Annotated in this window: 22 protein-coding genes and 1 tRNA gene; 17 read left to right on the forward strand and 6 right to left on the reverse strand. The window is 32.4% G+C overall.

All coding sequences use genetic code 11. The features are described 5' to 3' along the window. Positions 1-25: 25 nt before the first annotated feature. Positions 26-418, reverse strand: a complete 393-nt coding sequence (rbfA, locus tag D1815_RS15610; RefSeq protein WP_108804763.1) for a 30S ribosome-binding factor RbfA — start codon at positions 416-418, stop codon at positions 26-28. A gap of 115 nt (positions 419-533) precedes the next feature. On the opposite strand from rbfA, the gene mce reads away from it, so the two are divergent. Then, positions 534-935: a methylmalonyl-CoA epimerase gene (gene mce, locus D1815_RS15615; protein ID WP_199726761.1), complete on the forward strand. Its 402-nt coding sequence runs from the start codon at positions 534-536 to the stop codon at positions 933-935. A gap of 56 nt (positions 936-991) precedes the next feature. Beyond that, positions 992-1,065, forward strand: a tRNA-Ile gene (locus D1815_RS15620). A 45-nt stretch (positions 1,066-1,110) separates the two neighbouring features. On the opposite strand, the gene D1815_RS15625 is transcribed toward D1815_RS15620, so the two are convergent. Next, a complete protein-coding gene (locus D1815_RS15625) occupies positions 1,111-1,827 on the reverse strand; it encodes a LytTR family DNA-binding domain-containing protein (RefSeq protein WP_118388089.1) in 717 nt (238 codons plus the stop codon). Between the two features lie 3 nt (positions 1,828-1,830). Then, on the reverse strand, positions 1,831-2,904 hold the full coding sequence (locus D1815_RS15630; RefSeq protein ID WP_027394699.1) for a sensor histidine kinase: 1,074 nt from the start codon (positions 2,902-2,904) through the stop codon (positions 1,831-1,833). A gap of 212 nt (positions 2,905-3,116) precedes the next feature. Here D1815_RS15630 and D1815_RS15635 point away from each other — a divergent pair, with 212 nt between their 5' ends. The 3 genes from D1815_RS15635 (at position 3,117) to D1815_RS23710 (ending at position 5,908) form a co-directional block, all read left to right on the forward strand. Then, positions 3,117-4,082: an ankyrin repeat domain-containing protein gene (locus D1815_RS15635; RefSeq protein WP_158594396.1), complete on the forward strand. Its 966-nt coding sequence runs from the start codon at positions 3,117-3,119 to the stop codon at positions 4,080-4,082. 19 nt (positions 4,083-4,101) lie between these two features. Next, positions 4,102-5,517 carry a serine hydrolase gene (locus D1815_RS15640; protein ID WP_118388093.1) on the forward strand — a complete coding sequence of 472 codons (1,416 nt, stop codon included), beginning with the start codon at positions 4,102-4,104 and terminating at the stop codon, positions 5,515-5,517. A gap of 217 nt (positions 5,518-5,734) precedes the next feature. Continuing rightward, entirely contained in the window at positions 5,735-5,908 is a 174-nt protein-coding gene (locus D1815_RS23710) for a hypothetical protein (RefSeq protein ID WP_155839739.1), read from the forward strand. A gap of 82 nt (positions 5,909-5,990) precedes the next feature. On the opposite strand, the gene D1815_RS15650 is transcribed toward D1815_RS23710, so the two are convergent. Further along, positions 5,991-6,725 carry a hypothetical protein gene (locus D1815_RS15650; protein WP_120650119.1) on the reverse strand — a complete coding sequence of 245 codons (735 nt, stop codon included), beginning with the start codon at positions 6,723-6,725 and terminating at the stop codon, positions 5,991-5,993. A 15-nt stretch (positions 6,726-6,740) separates the two neighbouring features. Next, positions 6,741-7,328, reverse strand: coding sequence for a riboflavin synthase (locus tag D1815_RS15655; protein WP_027394694.1), 588 nt, complete (start codon positions 7,326-7,328; stop codon positions 6,741-6,743). 85 nt (positions 7,329-7,413) lie between these two features. Here D1815_RS15655 and pdxA point away from each other — a divergent pair, with 85 nt between their 5' ends. The 12 genes from pdxA to D1815_RS15715 all read left to right on the forward strand — a co-directional run bounded on the left by pdxA (position 7,414) and on the right by D1815_RS15715 (position 17,405). Further along, complete coding sequence (gene pdxA, locus D1815_RS15660) at positions 7,414-8,484, forward strand: 4-hydroxythreonine-4-phosphate dehydrogenase PdxA (RefSeq protein WP_118388097.1); 1,071 nt, start codon at positions 7,414-7,416, stop codon at positions 8,482-8,484. A 164-nt stretch (positions 8,485-8,648) separates the two neighbouring features. Continuing rightward, positions 8,649-9,188: a DUF177 domain-containing protein gene (locus D1815_RS15665; protein WP_027394692.1), complete on the forward strand. Its 540-nt coding sequence runs from the start codon at positions 8,649-8,651 to the stop codon at positions 9,186-9,188. A 10-nt stretch (positions 9,189-9,198) separates the two neighbouring features. Next, a complete protein-coding gene (gene rpmF, locus D1815_RS15670; RefSeq protein ID WP_027394691.1) occupies positions 9,199-9,396 on the forward strand; it encodes a 50S ribosomal protein L32 in 198 nt (65 codons plus the stop codon). A 269-nt stretch (positions 9,397-9,665) separates the two neighbouring features. Continuing rightward, positions 9,666-10,661: a beta-ketoacyl-ACP synthase III gene (locus tag D1815_RS15675; protein WP_027394690.1), complete on the forward strand. Its 996-nt coding sequence runs from the start codon at positions 9,666-9,668 to the stop codon at positions 10,659-10,661. A gap of 28 nt (positions 10,662-10,689) precedes the next feature. Continuing rightward, positions 10,690-11,181, forward strand: a complete 492-nt coding sequence (gene accB / locus D1815_RS15680; RefSeq protein ID WP_118388099.1) for an acetyl-CoA carboxylase biotin carboxyl carrier protein — start codon at positions 10,690-10,692, stop codon at positions 11,179-11,181. A gap of 90 nt (positions 11,182-11,271) precedes the next feature. After that, positions 11,272-12,624 (forward strand): acetyl-CoA carboxylase biotin carboxylase subunit, encoded by a 1,353-nt coding sequence (gene accC / locus D1815_RS15685; RefSeq protein WP_027394688.1) that lies wholly within the window; start codon positions 11,272-11,274, stop codon positions 12,622-12,624. A gap of 48 nt (positions 12,625-12,672) precedes the next feature. After that, a complete protein-coding gene (locus tag D1815_RS15690) occupies positions 12,673-13,785 on the forward strand; it encodes an FAD-binding oxidoreductase (protein ID WP_118388101.1) in 1,113 nt (370 codons plus the stop codon). A gap of 18 nt (positions 13,786-13,803) precedes the next feature. Then, positions 13,804-14,478, forward strand: a complete 675-nt coding sequence (gene mtgA / locus D1815_RS15695; RefSeq protein ID WP_118388103.1) for a monofunctional biosynthetic peptidoglycan transglycosylase — start codon at positions 13,804-13,806, stop codon at positions 14,476-14,478. Positions 14,479-14,551: 73 nt separating this feature from the next. After that, entirely contained in the window at positions 14,552-15,094 is a 543-nt protein-coding gene (locus D1815_RS15700) for a hypothetical protein (protein ID WP_118388105.1), read from the forward strand. Between the two features lie 124 nt (positions 15,095-15,218). Further along, positions 15,219-15,671: a 3-oxoacyl-ACP synthase gene (locus tag D1815_RS15705; RefSeq protein WP_027394685.1), complete on the forward strand. Its 453-nt coding sequence runs from the start codon at positions 15,219-15,221 to the stop codon at positions 15,669-15,671. Between the two features lie 48 nt (positions 15,672-15,719). After that, positions 15,720-16,358 (forward strand): hypothetical protein, encoded by a 639-nt coding sequence (locus D1815_RS15710; protein WP_108804744.1) that lies wholly within the window; start codon positions 15,720-15,722, stop codon positions 16,356-16,358. A 114-nt stretch (positions 16,359-16,472) separates the two neighbouring features. Continuing rightward, positions 16,473-17,405 (forward strand): alpha/beta fold hydrolase, encoded by a 933-nt coding sequence (locus D1815_RS15715; RefSeq protein WP_162897368.1) that lies wholly within the window; start codon positions 16,473-16,475, stop codon positions 17,403-17,405. A gap of 10 nt (positions 17,406-17,415) precedes the next feature. Here the strand turns inward: D1815_RS15715 and D1815_RS15720 are convergent, their stop codons facing one another. Next, positions 17,416-17,763, reverse strand: a complete 348-nt coding sequence (locus D1815_RS15720; RefSeq protein ID WP_027394683.1) for a hypothetical protein — start codon at positions 17,761-17,763, stop codon at positions 17,416-17,418. Between the last annotated feature and the right edge of the window lie 56 nt (positions 17,764-17,819).

Consider the following 17,819-nt stretch of genomic DNA (forward strand, 5'->3'; position numbering starts at 1 on the left):
TTTATTTTCTAAGAACGATAAAATTTTACTTCTTCTTACGACGTGGCAATAAATCTGGATTTTCTAACGGGTTTTCTTTTCCTTTTATTGCTTTATCAATATTATCAATATACTCTAAAGAATCATCGATATAATAGGATAATTCTGGCATACGACGAAGTTGATTCTTTGTTCGCTGCGCTACTTGATGTTTTATTTGTGATTTTACCGCATTCACTTCCTCTAAGACTTTCTCTCCTTCGTTATGCGGAAAAACACTCATGTATACTTTAGCGATCGATAAATCAGTCGTAACACTTACTTTAGTAACAGAAACTAAAATCCCCTGTACTCCTGCTTCACGTAATGCATGTTGTATTACATCAGCAACATCGCGCTGTAATACTCCACCTATTTTTTTCTGTCTATTTGTTTCCATAACTGCAAAAATAGCTAAATATGTGATGTATTGATTTTCTTTTGGTATAAAATCCTTTGCTTACACCTATTTTGTACTTTTACTTCCAAAGTTATAACAACATCTCATGAATCATATTAATAAAATAGAACACATCGGAATTGCTGTAAAGGATATTGATAAATCCAACAGTCTATATGAACAATTATTGGGCGTTGCTCCTTATAAACAGGAAATAGTAGAAAGTGAATCTGTTATTACTTCTTTTTTTAAAGTAGGTGAAAATAAAATTGAGCTCGTAGCAAGTACTAAAGAAGATGGACCTATTGGAAAATTTATTTCTAAAAAAGGAGAAGGTATACATCATATTGCTTTTGATGTAGATGATATCGAAAAAGAATTAGAAAGATTAGAAAAAGAAGGGTTTCAGCTAATTAACAAAACTCCTAAAAAAGGAGCTGATAATAAGCTGGTTGCCTTTATACATCCAAAAACTACGAATGGTGTTTTGGTAGAGCTTTGCCAAGAGATAAATTAAATTAAAAAAATGTTTGGCGTGTTTGATGCAATTACTTAAATTTGCCCTCCGTTTTAGGTCCCATAGCTCAGCTGGTTAGAGCACCTGACTCATAATCAGGGGGTCCTTGGTTCGAGCCCAAGTGGGACCACCGAAAAGCCTTAGTGAAAACTAGGGTTTTTTTTGTTTTATAGAATTATTGGTCACTAGAAAGAAAACTCATAACATATTCCTTATAACTTGCTCCAATAGGAATTTCTTTATCCCCGATCTCTACATCAACCTTAGTAAAAGCTGTTACTTTTATAATATTAACGATAAATGAACGATGTATTCTTAAAAAATTATCAGGCAATTTAAGTTTAAAATTAGTAATCGAATCCTTTGTCATAATAGAGGCATCTTTCAAGTGGATTCTTACGTAATCTTTAATACTTTCAATATAAAGTATTTCTTCAAAATTAATTTTAATAAACTTCTTATTAGAATTCACGTATAGATGATCATTAGTAATTGCAGATTCCTTAATTTCTTCTCTTATAACTACAGTATTAACTAATGCTTTGTATTTGTTGATAGCTTTAAAAAAACGCATAAATGAAATTGGCTTCAATAAATAATCTACTACATCCAGCAGTTCATAACTTTCAATAGCATAGTTACGATAAGCCGTTGTGAAAATAATTTTCGGTGGGTTTTTAAGTGATTTAACAAAATCTAAACCAGACAATAAAGGCATTTCAATATCCAAAAAAATAAGATCAATTGTTGAATCTTTAAGCTTATCAAAAGCTTCAATAGGATCCGTATAACTTGCTACAAGTTCTGCATCCGGAATTTGCTTTAAATGAGCTTGTATTACTTCGAGCGCTAGAGGTTCATCATCAATAGCTATACATCTTATTTTTTTCATGGTCTAACTCAAATCTATCAATAATTCTACAAAATAACTATCCTGTTTCTCATCTATTTCTAATGTATACTTGTTAGGATAATTAATTTCTAATTGGCGTTTAAGGTTACTAGTTCCAATTCCTGATTTTGTATTCGTTACTTCTTTTACGGAATCATTAAGTTTTGTATTAAATACTTTAAACTTTATACTATTACCAGAAACTAATAAATCAATATGTATTTTGGCATTCTTAGGATCGCTGCTCACTCCATGCTTGAATGCATTTTCTATAAGTGGTAATAAAACCAAGGGTGCTATTTGAGTATTCAGATCATCTACTCTCTTTTCAAACGAAACATCCAGTGCATTACCATATCGTAGGGATTCAAGATCTATAAAACCTTGTATTAGTTCAATTTCTTTTTCAATCGAGATACTTGCCTGATCACTTTGATATAAAATAAAATCAAGTAATTCTGATAGTTTCAAAACTACTTTTGGTGCTAAATCTGATTTTGCCAATGTAAGCGCATATAAATTATTAAGTGTATTAAATAAAAAATGTGGTTGAATTTGCGCCTTTAAGAATTTCAATTCACTCGTAGCTTTTTCTTTCTGCAATATTTCTATTTGATGTTTCTCTTCGAATCGAGTTTTAATAGCTTTAACAGCTAACATGATAAGGGCATATGTATACACTGCAGGACAGTATACAGAAAATATATAGATAAAATCTAGCAAGATTTCTTTAATAGTTTCTTGTTCAAAATTTTCTCTAAAAAAGGGTTCTACAATATGAACTACATTAAACCTTGCAAAAGCAGATAGAAAATATACACTTAAAAAAATGGATACAAAAAATAAAAAGTATCGCTTTTTTAAAAGAAGTTTAGGTAACTGATAATAATTAAGAAAATAAGCTGCGGCAATTTGCGAGGGTAACATTGCCAAATTGCTTAGCGCATTAGGTTTAAAAGTTCCTGAATCCAAAACTCCTAATATTGTAAATATCACTAGAAAAGAACACCAAAACAGTATATGCGAAAGAACTCTATTCTGTAGAACATTATCCAAAAATGAATTATTGTTTTTCATACACCATAAAAATACATATTAATGATGCGTAATAGAGCACAAAACTCCTAACACTGAATAACTCCGTACAGAAAGCTGTTTCCAACTGATCAATGTAACAATCCTTATTAATCAAGTTTCTATTTGCAGAAAACATCAGTTTGTCTATTTAATATTTTATGTGGTCTTTTAACCAATACTTTTGGTTTATAATCAAAATAAAACGAATACTTATGAAAACTTTAATTACATTTTTGATCATCTTATTTATTAGCAGTATATCTGCAAAATCTCAAACTTGCGAAGATCTCCTAAAAGCAGTTAAAAGCAATGATAAAAACAAAGTCGAACAGCTTTTAAAAACTGTTAATCCCAATTGTACATATAAAGGATTAATACAACCAAGAACTCCATTAGGAATGGCATCTTTAAACGGGAATCTACCTATCGCGAAACTGCTTTTTAGCGCAGGAGCTAAAACCTCTTATAGATATAAAAATGATGCAAGTGCACTTATGATTGCTGCGCAAAACAGTCATTTTGAATTCTCAAAATACTTGATCACAAAAGGAGCCGACGTAAACCAAAAAATTAGTGGTGATGGAACTCCATTAATGTCCGCCGTAAAAGGAAATAATAGCGAAATTGTAAAACTGTTTTTAAAAGAAGGCGCTAACCCCAATAGCGAAGTAGAAGGAGATGGCAATCCAATTCAATTAGCAGGAGCTTCAGGAAATATCGAAATCTTAAAACTACTGCTTTCATCTAATGGAGATATTGATAAAGAAACTATTGGTGATGGTACTGCTTTGATACAAGCGTCAGTCAAAGGAGATCTTGCGATGGTAGAAGCTTTGGTATCTCTTGGTGCCGACGTGAATAAAAAAAGTGATCGCGATGGAAATCCATTAATCGTAGCTTCTAAAAGAGGCCATTTAGAAATCGTTAAGTTCTTGGTAAACAAAGGTGCCGATGTAAATGCTTTTGTTTCTGGAGATGAAACACCTCTTATCGGAGCCGCGTGGAATGGACATTTAGAAACAGTAAAATTCCTAGTTGATAAAGGTGCTGATATAAATAAATCTGTACGAGACAGTTACTCTATACTATCCGAAAAAAGAAGTGCTTTAAAAATGGCTAAGAGAGGAAATCATCAAGAGGTTATTAGTTATTTAGTAGACAAAGGAGCGGTAAGATAAATTCATAATTTACATACTAATGAAAACAATATATATCTACTTTTTACTATTATTATTTTCAACTTTTGTTGTACGGGCTCAAAACAACAGCAGTAAACTTTCAAATTCGGTAAATTCTAAAATTGAAACTTTAGCAAAAGCCTTTTTAGCACAAACCCATGCTGCAGGAATGTCAATTGCCATTAGTAAAAATGGAGACCTGATATATGCAGATGGATTTGGCTACGCAAATATTGAAGAGGGTATTAAAATGGAACCAACTATACGAGTACGTACAGCATCTGTAGCCAAAGTCATAACCGCCACCGCATTGGGTCGTTTGGCATCAGAAGGAAAATTAGATTTTGATGCTCCAATAAAAAAATATGTTCCTTATATAAATGAAACATACGCTAATCTAACTACACAGCAATTAGCAGGACATACTGCTGGATTAGAGCACCGTCCAAAAGGAAATCGGTATAAAAAAAAACAATACACTTCTATTAGGGAAACAGTAGAATTAATGAAGGCTCCGCTTCTTTTTCCACCTGATACAGGTTATAAATATTCCACGCACGCTTATAATTTATTAGCAGCAGTTATTGAAGGTGCATCAGGAAAAAGCTACTTGGAGTATATGCAAAAATATATATTCGATCCTTTAAAAATGGTTAACACCAAAGCTGAAAATATAAATATGCTATCTAAAAAAGATGCACAATTATATTATATAAAAAAGAACCAATTACGCGAGGAGAGAATTACTAACGGAAGTTATAAAATTCCTGGAGCTAGCTTTAGAAGTACCTCCATAGACTTAGTAAAAATGATGAATGCATACAGCACTGATTTCATTTCAGAAGCTGTGGTTGCAGAAATGTTTAAAAGTCATCAATTACTAAATGGGACAAAAACCAATGTAGGAATTGCTTGGCGCACCTCAATTGATCCTTTTGGAAACAAAGTTATTGAACATGCTGGCAATTGGTTAGGTGCTAGAACTGTAGTCGCCTATTTTCCAGAAGAAAATGTAAGTATTTCCCTGATGGTAAATACCAGTTGTCAAGTTCTTATTGAAGAAACCGCACATATATTTGCTCAAATCGTGAGAGAGCATCACAAAACAAATTCACTTCTACGAATAAAAAATCAAAAAGTCGAGTTAACTTTTAACTCTAATAAAGGTTCAAAAGAATTTAAAGGAACACTTTCGTTTGATCAAAAAAACGGATTATTAGAGACTACAAATGACAACTTTTTAAAATCCAATCCTATTTATTATTTAGGCAGCAAAGATCATTATACATTAGCCACACCATATGGTCTTTTATATCTAAGTCTTCTAGAAAAAGAGTTCCTAGAAGGTAGATTGTACACTTATTTTAATAGACAATCAGTAAATCCAAAACAAGAAAAACCGTTAGCAAGTTTTAAAAGCCTTAGAAAAAACTAAGGTTTTCGGAGGTTTTAGTCCAACAACCCTAAAAACCTACTTAAACCTTGAAAATCAAAGCATTAAACCAATATTGTTAATAAAACCTGATAAAATAATTTTTAAATTTGAATCACTCATCTTAGATTTACAACCTAGGATCACTACATTATGGTATGTTTTTTGGGGAAAGAACAGCTATAATGATATAAGGGAATACAAATCAAAACTTGTGATTATGCAGTATAAAGTAATTGATACTAAAAGCCAACATTTTGGTAAAGTATTGGATTTTAAATCGTGCGCCGATGTTAAAGATCTAGGAGGTGTAATTTTAAAGATAGATGAAGAAACTTTCTCTCTTTTTCGGTTTAATGAAGTAGAAAAAATAGATACGATTCTTGCTAGTTAAAATATATCATTAATTGATACGTCAGATTTTTAATTGGACTGGAGTAATTCCATAATTCAACATAGGTTTATTAAATTAATTATTAATCTATCTTTTCCAAAGATATGATCAAGTCATCAATCCAGATATTTCTTGTTCCACCTCCAGTTTGATAATCAACCCAACCTAGTAGTATATTTTCCATTATCGGAAATTTCCATTGACCATTAGTATCATTTTCCACACAACCTTCTCCATTACCTACCACAGTTAGGGATTCTATTGATTCTCCATCCAACCATAACCGCATTGTATCTTGATTTCCATTAAAATACCATTGTAACGTAAACCATTTACCTTCTGGTATTTCTATATCAGAATGCTTCCAGCAATCACTTTTTACCCCTTGTGTTTCATAATTAGCCATCAACTTTTTATTATGCTGACCACCATATCTAATTTCCGAAGAATAATCTTCACTTTTTACCTTACCTGAACTCTGGATCATTGTCCAATGGATTCCGTTAGGAGAAGCCTCTTGAACATACATTTTTAGACTACCATAGTATGCATTATTTTTTAATGGAAAAATATGATTGATCCCTAAAAAAGCACGGTTATTATATCCTTCTCCCGTTACAAAATGGACTGATTTATTTCCGTTAAACGATTTGGTATCATCAATAACAGCAATTCCATTACCTGTCTTTTCCCAAGGATCACTTGGCGTTTCTCCAACAGAATACGCCTCGAAACTATCTTTATATAGAACTTCACTAGTCTCATTACAAGAAAGAAGTGACAAAAAAGCTAGTATCATTAAAATCCTTTTCTTCATTTTCTTAACTATTACCTAACCTAATTCTGTAATTCTTTTCACATATTTACCAATAACATCAAACTCCAAATTTACCACAGTACCAACATTAAAAGTATTAAAATTAGTATGTTCATATGTAAACGGGATAATAGCTACACTAAATTCATTCTTTTTAGAATTCACAACTGTTAAACTAACTCCATTAACAGTAACAGAACCTTTTTCGATCGTGATATTATTTAGCAAAGGATCATATTCAAAAGTAAAATACCAACTCCCATTTGCCTCTTTTATATTATTACAAACTGCAGTTTGATCTACATGCCCCTGAACAATATGGCCATCTAATCTAGCCCCAAGTTTCATTCCTCTTTCTAGATTCACAACACTTCCTTCTGTAAGATCATTTAAATTAGTTTTTTCTAAAGTCTCTTTAATAGCAGTAACAGTATAAGTGTCATCTAAAATAGAAACAACAGTAAGACAAACTCCATTATGGGAAACACTTTGGTCAATTTTTAATTCTGAAGTAAAATTCGCACGAACGGTAATATCTAAATTTTCTTGATCAATTTTCAGATTAGTAACTGTTCCCAATTCTTCGATGATTCCTGTAAACATAAATGCGAATTATTTAGTTAAATTTGTGACCTCAAAATTTGAGATCTTTTTTTAGATTTCAAAAATACTTATAAAGTAGATTATAATGAAGAAAGAAGAAAAAATAAGATTAGGTATATCAATAGGTGATCTAAACGGCATAGGAAGTGAAGTAGCTTTAAAGACATTTGCAGATTCTAGAATGCTTGATTTCTGCACTCCTGTAATTTTTGCATCCGTTAAAATTCTTTCTTTTCTTAAAAAGAAGTATAATATTAATGTTAATCTTCATGGAATTGATAAGACTTCACAAATTATAGATGGAAAAATAAATGTCTTAAATGTCTGGAAAGAAGGAGTTGATATTAATTTTGGAGAAGAAGATGAAAAAATTGGAGCTTATGCTATAAAATCACTAAAAGCAGCTACCAAATCATTAAAAAATGATGAAATAGATGTACTTGTAACCGCTCCAATTAACAAACATAGTATTCAATCAGAAGATTTTAATTTTCCAGGGCATACAGATTATTTAGATAAAGAATTAGAGGGAAACAGCTTAATGTTTATGATTACAGATACATTAAAAGTTGGTTTGCTCACAGATCATGTAGCCGTTAAGGACATTGCTGATACGATAACTCCTAAACTTATCGAGCAAAAAGTTGATACCATTTACACTACTTTAAAACAAGATTTTGGCATTAGTAAACCAAAAATAGCAATTTTAGGAATTAATCCTCATAGTGGAGACAATGGTGTCATAGGAAAAGAAGATGAAGAAATTCTAAAACCTACTATCAAGAAAATAAATGAGTCCGGTAAATTAGTATACGGACCTTATGCAGCGGACAGTTTTTTTGGATCAAATAGTTATAAAACATTCGATGCGATCGTTGCATCTTACCATGATCAAGGTTTGATTCCTTTTAAAACATTATCTTTTGGCAAAGGCGTTAACTATACAGCAGGTTTACACAAAGTACGAACATCTCCCGATCATGGGACTGCATTTGAAATTGCAGGAAAAAATAAAGCTGATAATGGATCGTTTAAGGAGGCTGTGTTTGCGGCTTTGAAAATTTTCAAAAACAGAAATGAGTACAAAGAGTTAACAAAAAACCCATTAAAGAAACAACCTCGAAAACCCCAATATAAAAGCAACAAAGAACAATAATTAAAAAGAAAATTAATTGAGTATATCCATACTTAAGAGCTAAAACATTGTCAGAGACTAACTTTCTGATATAATTTTATTTACAAAAATGCATTCATAACGATTTTTTGTTATCTTTGCACCCGCCTTTGCCGAATTGGCAGAGACTCAAAACTGATGATGAAATGAAACCACTAAAAGAGTTTAATATCCCTTTTGTTGGACTGAAGCAAGGATTACACAAGTTTGAGTATCAGATTGGCAATACGTTCTTTGAACATTTTGAGTATGATGAATTTAATGCATCTGCAATTAAAGTTGATTTGGAGTTTAATAAAAAAACGACAATGTTAGAGCTTGGATTTGTGGCCAATGGTACCATAAATGTTAATTGCGATGTCACCAATGAACCTTTTAATTTACCTATTAAGAATGAATTCTTTTTAGTTGTTAAATTTGGAGAAGAGTACAACAATGAGAACGAAGAAATTCTTATTATTCCTTACGGAGAATATGAAATCAACGTTCAACAATATATTTATGAACTTATTGTATTAGGAGTACCTTCTAAAAGAGTTCACCCTGGTGTCGAAGATGGAACATTAGAATCTGATATACTTGAAAAACTAGAAGAATTAAGCCCGAAAGAGAAAACATTAGAAAATGATAACGAGGAAATTGATCCTCGTTGGGATAAATTAAAAAACTTATTAAACGATAAATAATAGCTAAGCAATGGCACATCCTAAGAGAAAAATCTCCAAAACAAGAAGAGATAAGAGAAGAACACATTATAAAGCTACTGTACCACAAATAGCTACAGATCCTACAACAGGAGAAGCACATTTATACCACAGAGCACATTGGTTCGAAGGTAAATTATATTACCGTGGTCAAGTAATTATTGACAATACTGAAGAAGAAGTAGCTTAAGTATATTGTTAAAATTCTAACAAGAACTCTCACAAATGTGAGAGTTTTTTTGTTTTTAGTTGAATATGTGTCAAAATCCAATTATTTTGCGCCATATTTGCATGTAATTTAGTATTTTCAACCACTTTTTATGCGTTTTGTATAACAAGTAACGAAATGAGCTAAGCAATTTATTGATGCTAATTCCTGAAAAGCGAGCAAGCAACAGAGTTATTAGCGAATTCCATCTGAAACCAAATAAAAGATTCAGGTGAAACTAAAATCAAAATATGAGTAAAATCACAGCCGCTATCACAGCTGTAGGCGCTTATGTGCCGGACTATGTGTTATCTAATGATATATTAGCAACCATGGTCGATACAAACGATGAATGGATCACCACTCGTACTGGTATTAAAGAACGAAGAATACTTAAAGAAGAAGGCAAAGGAAGCTCTTTCTTAGGTATAAAAGCAGCAGAAGATTTAATTGCTAAAAAAAATCTCGATCCCAAAGAGATAGATATGGTAATATTCGCAACTGCTACTCCGGATCTTCCAGTAGCAGCAACAGCAGCATATGCTGCATCTGAGATAGGAGCGATAAACGCTTTTTCTTATGACTTACAAGCTGCTTGTTCTAGCTTTTTATACGGAATGTCTACCGCAGCCAGCTATATAGAAGCAGGAAGATATAAGAAAATATTACTAATCGGAGCTGATAAAATGTCTTCAATAATTGATTATACAGATCGAACGACTTGTATCATCTTTGGAGATGGAGGTGGTGCAGCCCTTTTTGAACCTAATGAAGAAGGATTAGGACTACAAGACGAATATTTACGTACGGATGGAGTGGGTCGCCAATTTTTAAAAATTGAAGCCGGAGGATCTATTTTACCACCAACCGAAGAAACAATAGCAAATAGACAACATTTTGTACAACAAGACGGTAAATCTGTTTTTAAGTACGCTGTTTCCAATATGGCAGATGCTAGTACTAAAATCATGGAGCGTAATAATATTACAGGAGATGATGTAGATTGGCTTGTTGCCCATCAAGCTAATAAACGTATTATTGATGCTACTGCTAATAGAATGAACCTAGATGATAGTAAAGTTCTTATGAATATTCATAGATATGGTAATACTACCTCAGCAACTTTACCTTTATTATTAAGTGATTACGAAAAACAACTCAAAAAAGGAGATAATATAGTATTTGCCTCATTCGGTGGAGGCTTTACTTGGGGTTCCATTTTCTTAAAATGGGCCTATAATTCCTAAACAACTAAAACACACAATACCCAACATTATGGATTTAAAAGAAATTCAGAATTTAATCAAATTCGTGGCCAAATCTGGGGCTAGCGAAGTGAAGTTAGAGATGGAAGATGTAAAAATTACTATCAGAACAACTTCAGAAGACAACAAAGAAACAACAATTGTGCAACAAATACCTGTAGGTAGTGCAGTCCCAGCAGCACAACCTGTAACACAAGTACAAGCTGCTGCGCCAGTTGCAGCTGCAGAAACACCCGCAGCAAAAGAAGAAGACGATTCTAAATACATTACTATAAAATCTCCTATCATAGGAACACTTTATAGAAAACCATCTCCGGATAAATCAACTTTTGTAGAAGTTGGAGACACAATCAAAGAAGGAGATGTGCTTTGTATCATCGAAGCAATGAAACTTTTCAATGAAATTGAAAGTGAAGTCTCAGGTAAAATTGTTAAGATTTTAGCTGATGATAATTCTCCTGTAGAATTTGATCAACCATTATTTTTAATAGACCCATCATAACCCAATTTTAAAATTCCAATTGACAAATCCCAAAATCCAATAGTATGGAATTTGGAACATGGAATTTGAGATTTTTAAATTTAGAACGTTATGTTTAAAAAAATTCTAATAGCCAATAGAGGTGAGATTGCAATGCGTGTAATCAGAACCTGTAAAGAAATGGGTATAAAATCCGTAGCAGTATACTCCACTGCTGACGCTGAAAGTTTACATGTTCGTTTTGCTGATGAAGCTGTATGTATAGGACCAGCACCAAGTAGCGAATCATACTTAAAAATGTCCAATATAATAGCAGCTGCAGAAATCACAAATGCCGATGCTATTCATCCAGGGTATGGATTCTTATCAGAAAATGCTAAATTCTCTAAAATTTGTGAAGAGCACGAGATAAAGTTCATCGGTGCTAGTGCAGAAATGATTGATAGAATGGGAGATAAAGCATCTGCTAAATCTACTATGATTGAAGCAGGAGTCCCTTGTGTTCCTGGAAGCGAAGGTGTAATTCCTGATTTCGAAACCTGTATAAAAGTTGCTAAAGAAACAGGCTACCCAGTAATGCTTAAAGCAAGTGCTGGAGGTGGTGGTAAAGGTATGCGTGCAGTTTGGAAAGAAGAAGATTTACAAAATGCTTGGGAATCTGCCAGACAAGAAAGTAAAGCAGCTTTTGGTAACGATGATATGTACATGGAAAAACTTATCGAAGAACCAAGACATATCGAAATCCAAGTTGTAGGTGATAGTAATGGTAGAGCTTGTCACTTGTCTGAAAGAGACTGTTCTGTACAACGAAGACACCAAAAACTTACTGAAGAAACTCCTTCTCCGTTCATGACAGATGAACTAAGAGATGAAATGGGAGCAGCAGCAGTTAAAGCTGCAGAATATATTAAATACGAGGGAGCTGGAACTGTAGAATTCTTAGTTGATAAACATCGTAACTTCTACTTTATGGAGATGAATACTAGAATCCAAGTAGAGCATCCTATCACAGAGCAAGTAGTAGATTATGATTTAATTAGAGAACAAATACTAGTTGCTGCTGGAGTACCAATTTCTGGTAAAAACTATTACCCACAATTACACTCTATTGAATGTAGAATCAACGCTGAAGATCCGTACAAAGATTTTCGCCCTTCACCAGGTAAGATAACGAATTTACATCTTCCAGGTGGTCACGGAGTACGTATAGATACTCATGTATACAGTGGTTATATTATTCCACCGAATTACGATTCTATGATCGCTAAATTAATCACCACTGCTCAAACTCGCGAAGAAGCAATCAATAAAATGAAAAGGGCTCTTGATGAATTTGTAGTAGAAGGAATAAAAACTACTGTCCCATTCCATAGGCAACTTATGGATCATCCCGATTATGTTTCTGGAAATTACACCACGAAGTTTATGGAGGATTTTGAGATGGAAGAACCAAAAGATAACTAACTAACAATTAAGCCTCATTACTGAGGCTTTTTTTATGAACTTATTATAATGGATTTTAGCTATTGGGAATATAAAACGTGGTTATCCAATGTCGATTTTACTATCATCGGAAGCGGAATTGTTGGATTAAACAGTGCTCTAAGAATACACCAAAAGTTTCCAAAGGCTAAAATACTTATATTAGAACGAGGAGTTTTTCCTAATGGAGCAAGCACTAAAAATGCAGGTTTCGCCTGTTTTGGAAGTATCTCCGAAATTCTGGATGACCTAGAGACTCACTCTCAAGAAGAAGTTTTAGATTTAGTACAAAAGAGAAGAAATGGCCTTCAATTATTGCGTAATAATCTCGGTGATTCTAATATTGATTATCATCGTAACGGAGGTTACGAGCTTTTTACAAAAACTGATTTTAATCTATATGAAAATTGCATTTCTAAAATCTCAGATATAAACTCCCTATTAACACCTGTTTTTAAAGATGACGTATTTTTAGAAACAAAGAATACTTTCTGCTTCAAAAATATTCAACCGCATTATATCGTAAATCAATTTGAAGGGCAAATCGATACCGGTAAAATGATGAGCGCATTACTGCAAAAAGTTCAAACTTCTGGTGTTAAGATATTAAACAACTGTATTGTCGAGGATCTTATTGAAAATCCGAACACTGTCGAAATAAAAACAAATCATTTTACGTTTTCCTCTAATAAAGTACTAATCGCCACCAATGGTTTCGCCTCTCAATTTGGAATTCAAAATGTAAAGCCTGCGCGAGCACAAGTAGTAATAACCAAACCAATTGAAGGCTTAAATATTAAGGGTACATTTCACCTAGACAAAGGGTATTATTACTTCAGAAATATTGATAATCGAATACTTTTTGGTGGAGGAAGAAATCTTGATTTCAAAGCTGAGGAGACTACTAAACAAGGTCAAACAGAATTAGTACAACAAGAACTAGAAAAGATTTTAAAAGAAACTATCTTACCAGGTACTACTTTTGAAATTGAATATCGCTGGAGTGGTATTATGGGAGTTGGTTCCCAAAAAAAATCTATTGTCAAACAAGTATCCAATAATATTTTCTGCGGAGTTCGGCTTGGTGGTATGGGTATAGCAATTGGAAGTCAGGTTGGCATGGAGCTAGCAGATTTGTTATAAATCAATTTCCGATTAACTATGAAAAAAATCTTTCGTTTGATTTTCAAAGGTTTTTTAGCCTTCTTAATCCTTAGTGTAATCTGGGTATTCATATACAAATGGGTCAATGTTCCCGTGACTCCACTGATGATTATTAGAAACGCTCAATCCATCGAAAAAATCCCAATAGAACATCAATGGGTTGACCTAAAAAATATCTCTAAAAACTTACAACTTGCCGTTATCTGTAGTGAGGATCAACATTTTCTAGAACATAGAGGTTTTGACACCAAGGCAATTGAAAAAGCAATTAAAGAACACAAAACAGGGAAACGATTAAGAGGTGCTAGCACTATATCCCAACAAACAGCAAAGAATGTTTTCTTATGGCCACAACGAAGTTGGATACGTAAAGGGCTAGAAAGTTATTTTACTTTTTTGATAGAAACTCTCTGGAGTAAAGAACGTATTCTTGAAGTATACCTTAACAGCATAGAAATGGGAAATCAAATTTATGGTGCAGAAGCTGCCGCTATATTTTGGTTTAATAAACCTGCCACAAGTCTTACTAAAAATGAAGCTGCCGCAGTAGCAGCAATACTTCCTAACCCTAGAAAATATCTAGCAGAACCAGCATCTAATTATATACAAAAAAGAAAAAAATGGATTCTCCTACAGATGCGTAATTATGGAGCTTTTTCTATTTCTAAGTAGAAAAAATATCTCCAGATGGTAGGGTAAAATCCGAGTGGTTTGTTTTAAAGTAAATCCCTTAAAATTCTTTATTATGAAAACCAATTCAGGAAATAATACCTTTTTACAACATACGAATGGGATAAAAAATAGCTTAGCTACCCAATATTCTGACTTCTCTACATCACCTCAATTTGTAAATCTAAATACCAAAAACCTACCTGGAATTCCCACAATAATATCGGGAAAAATCTTTACCAAAAACAAACAGATAGTACCAAATGCAAAAATAGAAATCTGGCATGCAGACGATGCAGGTGCGTATCATAATGATGGTAATTTTTATTTTCCATCCCAAACAACGTTAACAGGATGTATTATTACGGACGCATCTGGAGCTTATAAAATAAAAACTATACGACCAGGTGTATATGGATATAGAGCTAGGCATTTTCATTATAAAATTTCTGCTAAAGGGCATCATTCATTGGAAACTCAAATTTATTTTAAAGACGACCCAAGAATATTAATTGATGAAATTGCTATAGTAGCAGAAAATTGTAGAGTTATCGATTTTAATTATAATAATATGGGATATCTAGAAGGTATTGTAGATGTTTTTCTTCCAAAAACTTAATTTTAGTGAATCCACTAAAGAAGAAAATTATTAGTTTAAAATTAGTCTTCTTTTTGCTTAACGAAGTTCATATTTGTGCAATTATTACAGTTGTTCTATATTAGAATTCTAAATCTATTTTTTTTTGGGAAACATTAAAGAAACTCTATATGATCATTGTCAACAATTTGTACAGGATCGCTTAAATCGTATTGAACATAGAATTGCTAATATTCAGGAATCTCTTAACTCTGAGACAAAAAGTACCGCTGGTGACAAACATGAAACTGGGAGGGCAATGTTGCAATTAGAAAGAGAAAAAGCAGGAGCGCAATTAGCAGAGGTTCAAAAACTTCAAGAAACCTTAGCTAAAATTGATATATACTCGTCTTCTAAAGTAATACGATTAGGAAACATCATAGAAACATCACTAGGGAATTATTTCTTAAGCATTTCGTCCGGGAAAATTATTATAGACAATAAAACGTATTTCGCAATAGCTACCAATACTCCAATTGGAAAATTACTATTAGGAAAAAAGATAGGTGATTATTTTAACTTTAATGGGAATGAAATACAAATAAAAAATTTGGTGTAATTATAAAATAAAATCTAATAGATTTGTACAATATAAACATCTACAATAATGAAAAACAACTACTCATTACTTTCTATAATTATTCTTTTGATCACTAGTTCATTACAAGCTCAAACAAAAGCTGTAACAGAAACTGGTGAAGAAGTAATTTTATATACCGATGGTACATGGAAATACCTAAATCAAGAAGAGGAAATTGAAAAAGAAATTACTACGAATCCTGCTACATTCGAAAAAAGTGAGAAATCAACTTTCTTATTAAAAAGCAACAGTACTAAATTAGGGTTTTGGTTAAACCCCAAAAAATGGTCTTTTAAAAAAGGGGTTAATAATGATGATGCTGAGTACGAACTTCAATTACGTGGAGAAGATTTATATGCTATAATTATTACTGAAAAAGTAGAAATTCCTCTAGAATCATTTAAAGAATTAGCACTTGAAAATGGAAGAGAAATTGCTCCTGACATACAAGTTGTAAAAGAAGAATACAGAATGGTCAATGGATTGAAAATGTTATTGATGCAGATGGACGGTACCATGCAAGGAATAAAGATTTCTTATTACGGGTACTATTTTTCGAATGAAGAAGGATCAGTTCAATTTTTAGCATATACATCTCAAAATCTTTTAGAGGAATATAAGCCCGTTGCCGAAGAATTATTAAATGGTATTGTTATAACAGAATAGATCAAACGCCCCCATTAATATAATATATAAATAGAGGTACTAGAAATTTGTTAAATCTAATAGTATAAAAAAATGATTTTAAGTAAATTGCTACCTCACAAATTGTCAATCTAAATGAAGAAGCTTTCTTTATTACTTCTAATCGTAGTAATTGTTTTTGGGTGTAAACCATATCAGAATACTAAAATCAGAAAAGGTCAAATGACTTATGAAGAATTTAGAGCCCAACAACGATCATTTCCAAGTAAAGATGGCATAATTAAATATATAGATAAAGGAAGTGGACCGGCAATTGTACTTCTTCATGGGGTTCCTACTTCTGGATGGCTATATCGTAAAATGATAGACCCTCTGGTTGCTGGAGGCTATCGAGTTATTGTTCCAGATATGTTAGGATATGGTTCTAGCGATTCTCCAGAAGGATATAAAATTTATAGTGAAAAAGAACATGCTAAAAGGCTTCTCGCTTTAATGGATGGTTTAGGTATTGAATATTGGTCTCACGTAATGCACGATGTAGGAGGTGTATGGACTTGGGAGCTCTTTAATCAAGCTCCTAAACGAATTGAAGAACTTATTATACTAAATACATTATTGTATGAGGAAGGTTTTTATCCGCCAATACGATTTAGTCCTGGTCCAGCTGCTAAAGCTGCAATGTGGTCCTATCGGAATGGAGTTACAACCAATACACTTCTGAAATCATTATTCAAAGAAGGGCTTAAAGAAAATACTTTAAACGAAATAGATGTAGAGGGTTATAAAACTCCTTTATTAGAAGGTAAAACTGATGGGATGTATTATTTCTTTACAAGAACTTGTAATTATTTTCCTGATTATTCTTTAGTTTTTGAAAATATTGAAATTCCTGTTGCAGTTATTTGGGGGATTCATGACACCATGTTACAATGGACTCCTCAACAAACTAAAGTGACAAATGCCCTGAAAATTGATGAGGCAGATATTCATTTTATAGATGAAAAACATTTTATACAAGAAACTAAAGCAGAAGAAATATCTTATAAAATTTTGGATTTTCTTCGATAGAAAAATACTATTAGTTTCGTCCAGTACTGGTTATCCATTTTTGTAATTCTACTCTAAAAACAGTACCGTTGATTAACTCATGTACTTGTTCTAGTTCATCTTTACTTATTGCTAAATCAATTTTATCAGATGGCGTTCTAAGTAATAGTGATCTGCAATTATGACTACATTGATCACAACATTGAGATTGCTCGGTAAGTCTGCATGAATCCGAAAAATCCTTAAGTTCATTTAAGGTAAGTAAAAATCCAATATCCCTAAATACCAATTGAACTTTTGGCGAATCATCTGATTTTTGTTTTCTCCAAAAGAAAGATATTCCAATTTTATTACTGTAAATTCTATCTATAGCACTCATTCTGAATCATATTTGATTCAAAAATATTAATTATTTATAATTAATCTAAATAAAAA

The sequence above is a fragment of the Aquimarina sp. AD1 genome, assembly GCF_003443695.1.
Classification (GTDB): Bacteria; Bacteroidota; Bacteroidia; order Flavobacteriales; family Flavobacteriaceae; genus Aquimarina; species Aquimarina latercula.

What these genes read in the sequence shown, in the direction of transcription:
- D1815_RS15720 (WP_027394683.1), bottom strand. Translation starts at nt 17,763, where the DNA reads ATGAGTGCTATAGATAGAATTTACAGTAATAAAATTGGAATATCTTTC.
- mtgA (WP_118388103.1), top strand. Translation starts at nt 13,804, where the DNA reads ATGAAAAAAATCTTTCGTTTGATTTTCAAAGGTTTTTTAGCCTTCTTA.
- rpmF (WP_027394691.1), top strand. Translation starts at nt 9,199, where the DNA reads ATGGCACATCCTAAGAGAAAAATCTCCAAAACAAGAAGAGATAAGAGA.
- accC (WP_027394688.1), top strand. Translation starts at nt 11,272, where the DNA reads ATGTTTAAAAAAATTCTAATAGCCAATAGAGGTGAGATTGCAATGCGT.
- D1815_RS15655 (WP_027394694.1), bottom strand. Translation starts at nt 7,328, where the DNA reads ATGTTTACAGGAATCATCGAAGAATTGGGAACAGTTACTAATCTGAAA.
- accB (WP_118388099.1), top strand. Translation starts at nt 10,690, where the DNA reads ATGGATTTAAAAGAAATTCAGAATTTAATCAAATTCGTGGCCAAATCT.
- D1815_RS23710 (WP_155839739.1), top strand. Translation starts at nt 5,735, where the DNA reads ATGCAGTATAAAGTAATTGATACTAAAAGCCAACATTTTGGTAAAGTA.
- D1815_RS15650 (WP_120650119.1), bottom strand. Translation starts at nt 6,725, where the DNA reads ATGAAGAAAAGGATTTTAATGATACTAGCTTTTTTGTCACTTCTTTCT.
- D1815_RS15630 (WP_027394699.1), bottom strand. Translation starts at nt 2,904, where the DNA reads ATGAAAAACAATAATTCATTTTTGGATAATGTTCTACAGAATAGAGTT.
- D1815_RS15665 (WP_027394692.1), top strand. Translation starts at nt 8,649, where the DNA reads ATGAAACCACTAAAAGAGTTTAATATCCCTTTTGTTGGACTGAAGCAA.
- D1815_RS15715 (WP_162897368.1), top strand. Translation starts at nt 16,473, where the DNA reads ATGAAGAAGCTTTCTTTATTACTTCTAATCGTAGTAATTGTTTTTGGG.
- D1815_RS15640 (WP_118388093.1), top strand. Translation starts at nt 4,102, where the DNA reads ATGAAAACAATATATATCTACTTTTTACTATTATTATTTTCAACTTTT.
- D1815_RS15675 (WP_027394690.1), top strand. Translation starts at nt 9,666, where the DNA reads ATGAGTAAAATCACAGCCGCTATCACAGCTGTAGGCGCTTATGTGCCG.
- D1815_RS15625 (WP_118388089.1), bottom strand. Translation starts at nt 1,827, where the DNA reads ATGAAAAAAATAAGATGTATAGCTATTGATGATGAACCTCTAGCGCTC.
- D1815_RS15710 (WP_108804744.1), top strand. Translation starts at nt 15,720, where the DNA reads ATGAAAAACAACTACTCATTACTTTCTATAATTATTCTTTTGATCACT.
- D1815_RS15700 (WP_118388105.1), top strand. Translation starts at nt 14,552, where the DNA reads ATGAAAACCAATTCAGGAAATAATACCTTTTTACAACATACGAATGGG.
- rbfA (WP_108804763.1), bottom strand. Translation starts at nt 418, where the DNA reads ATGGAAACAAATAGACAGAAAAAAATAGGTGGAGTATTACAGCGCGAT.
- pdxA (WP_118388097.1), top strand. Translation starts at nt 7,414, where the DNA reads ATGAAGAAAGAAGAAAAAATAAGATTAGGTATATCAATAGGTGATCTA.
- D1815_RS15635 (WP_158594396.1), top strand. Translation starts at nt 3,117, where the DNA reads ATGAAAACTTTAATTACATTTTTGATCATCTTATTTATTAGCAGTATA.
- D1815_RS15690 (WP_118388101.1), top strand. Translation starts at nt 12,673, where the DNA reads ATGGATTTTAGCTATTGGGAATATAAAACGTGGTTATCCAATGTCGAT.